A 2,544-nucleotide genomic window follows, 5' to 3' on the forward strand; every position below is an offset into this window, starting at 1 on the left:
GACCAAGAGTAGTCAAGAGGGTGAAGAAACACGCTACTTTATCTTGAGTAGTCAGGTTAGTGCGAAGGAATTATGCGACTATGTACGAGGTCATTGGCAGATAGAGAGTATGCATTGGTTATTAGATATTGTTTTTCGAGAAGATGCGAATAAAACTTTGAACAAGCAGTTAGCGTTTAATTTGAATGTGATGGACAAATTCTGCCTAGCTGTCCTAAAACGGTTGGATTTTGGAAAGAAAATGAGCATGCGTCGTAAGAAATATGTCCTTAGTCTATCCTTTGACCAGTATTTAAAACGATTACTTTAAATCAAAAAAGTGTTTGAGGTAGAAAAAAGCCGAAGACCGTTTCATGCGTTTGTCGTGCTCTAAGGTGTATTTTTTTGATTTTTTAGCTAGTTTACGCTAAAATAGGGAGGATGAGAAAGAAAATACACCCTATATTTGTTGCTGTCTTCTTCCTCTTGTTTACAGGACTGATTCTTGTGACGCGAGCATTTAGCCAGGAGCAAACCAAAAAAGTAACGACCAGTACGAGCACTACGAGTTCCTCTAGAGCTCCGACCTATCACGCTAATCCTATACAAATTACAAATGCGCTAGAAATGAAGCCCATCATTGATGTATCTGGCTGGCAAAGACCATCCGATATTGATTACGACGTCCTTTCTGCAAATATTTCGGGTGCCATTATCCGAGTGCAGAGTGGATCTCACACACGAAAGGATAATAACGCCTCTGATAAAAATGGTTTGGACAAGCACTACAAAACGCACATCAAGGAATTTCAAGAACGTGGGATTCCAGTAGCTGTCTATGCCTATGTCACAGGAAATAGTGTCGAGTCAATGAAAGAAGAAGCAAGGTCTTTCTACGAGGCTTCTTATAAATACAATCCAACCTACTATTGGCTAGATGTCGAAGATAAAACAATGGACGATATGAATACTGGCGTTGAAGCCTTTCGTCAAGAATTAGAAGACTTGGGCGTTAAAAACATCGGTATCTACATCGGTACCTACTTCATGGCAGAGCACAATATTTCTGTCGATAAGTTTACCGCCCTTTGGATTCCAACATATGGAGTCAATTCAGGCTACTACAACGCTGCTCCTGTGACTGATTTGAACTACGACTTGCATCAGTACACATCCGTAGGGTCACTCAATGGCTTTGCCCACCATTTGGACTTGAATTTGATTACTACTCAAAAAGAACCAAACGAAGTCTATCAAAAATTATTTACAAATCCACAGTAATGTGTTATACTATTGTTAATTGAATAACTATCACAAAGGAGTGCTTCGGCTGAGATCGCATTTGCGAAATCCTCGAACCTGATCTAGTTAACACTAGCGTAGGGATTGTGTTTGAAACATACTTGGTTTTCACTCGTATTATCAAAGACCAAGACTCCTTTTGTGAATAAAAGGAGTCTTTCTTTATGTCCAAAAATCTCAATGCCCTTGTTGAAGTAGCCCTCTTTGCTGCTCTTGCTATGGTCCTATCCTTTATCCCTGACTTTATCGGCTGGTTCAATCCTTCCTTTGGGGCTATTCCACTTATCCTCTTCTCCCTACGTAGAGGCGCAAAATACGGGCTCTTAGCTGGTCTCATTTGGGGATTGCTCCACTTTGTACTTGGTAAGGTCTACTATCTTTCCTTCTCTCAAGTCTTTTTGGAATACATTCTTGCCTTTGTCTCAATGGGACTAGCTGGCTATCTAGCACCTCGTTTCCAAACAGCATTAAAAACAAAAGAGTATCCAAAAGCACTCGTACGAGCCTTTCTAGCTGCTAGTCTTGCTGTCTTTGTTCGCTACGTGATTCACTACATCGCTGGTGTCATTTTTTGGGCTAGTTATGCTCCTGAAGGCATGTCTGCTTACTGGTATTCCTTTACTGTTAACGGAACAGCAGGTGGACTTACTCTCTTTCTTGTCCTACTTGTCTTAGGGATTCTCATACCTGCCAATCCACATTTTTTCTTGCTAAATAAATAAGCACGACAAACGCATGAAGAAAGTCTCGTTTTCAGATAACAGTTTCATAAACTAAGTTCGAATCCTTTGCTATACTAGAGATAGTGGAGGATTTTGTTATGAATGAGAGACTGGATTTCTTGATAGGTGTCCGTGATGATAGAGAATCCTGGAAAATTAAGCACACATTGTCAGATATTGTCTTGCTTATTTTCTTTGCGCGTCTATCAGGTGCAGAATATTGGGATGAAATTGAGGAGTTTGGGACTGCCTATGAGTCTTCCTTGCGAACCGTGTTGGAGTTAGAAAATGGGATTCCGTCTCACGATACGCTGCAACGAGTTTTTGCGACTCTAGATCCTCAAGTTCTAGTAGAAGTGACACAGATGTGGTCTGCTCTTCTTGAAGAGGCAGAGGTATCAGCTAAACATTTTACTCGTTTTTCGAAACGCCTGATAGCCATTGACGGAAAGACAATTAGAGGTAATGCCAGCCAACACCAGAAAGCCTTACATATTGTCTCCGCCTATGCGACAGATTTAGGGATTTCCTACGGTCAAGT

The 2,544-nt window shown here is 40.9% G+C and carries 4 protein-coding genes and 1 riboswitch; all 4 genes read left to right on the forward strand.

The window, feature by feature from the left end; all coding sequences use genetic code 11:
• Positions 1 to 310, forward strand: a 310-nt coding sequence (locus ABPH35_RS10700; RefSeq protein WP_349988132.1) for an ISAs1 family transposase, incomplete at its 5' end; no start/stop codon positions are given.
• Positions 311 to 420: 110 nt separating this feature from the next.
• Positions 421 to 1,260 carry a glycoside hydrolase family 25 protein gene (locus tag ABPH35_RS10705; protein ID WP_349989655.1) on the forward strand — a complete coding sequence of 280 codons (840 nt, stop codon included), beginning with the start codon at positions 421 to 423 and terminating at the stop codon, positions 1,258 to 1,260.
• Between the two features lie 26 nt (positions 1,261 to 1,286).
• A riboswitch (TPP riboswitch) is annotated at positions 1,287 to 1,382 on the forward strand.
• A gap of 63 nt (positions 1,383 to 1,445) precedes the next feature.
• Complete coding sequence (thiT, locus tag ABPH35_RS10710; RefSeq protein ID WP_349989654.1) at positions 1,446 to 2,003, forward strand: energy-coupled thiamine transporter ThiT; 558 nt, start codon at positions 1,446 to 1,448, stop codon at positions 2,001 to 2,003.
• 98 nt (positions 2,004 to 2,101) lie between these two features.
• A partial coding sequence (locus ABPH35_RS10715; RefSeq protein WP_368849785.1) for an ISAs1 family transposase occupies positions 2,102 to 2,544 on the forward strand: 443 nt, incomplete at its 3' end.

The sequence above is a fragment of the Streptococcus handemini genome (assembly GCF_040984445.1).
Lineage (GTDB): Bacteria > Bacillota > Bacilli > Lactobacillales > Streptococcaceae > Streptococcus > Streptococcus handemini.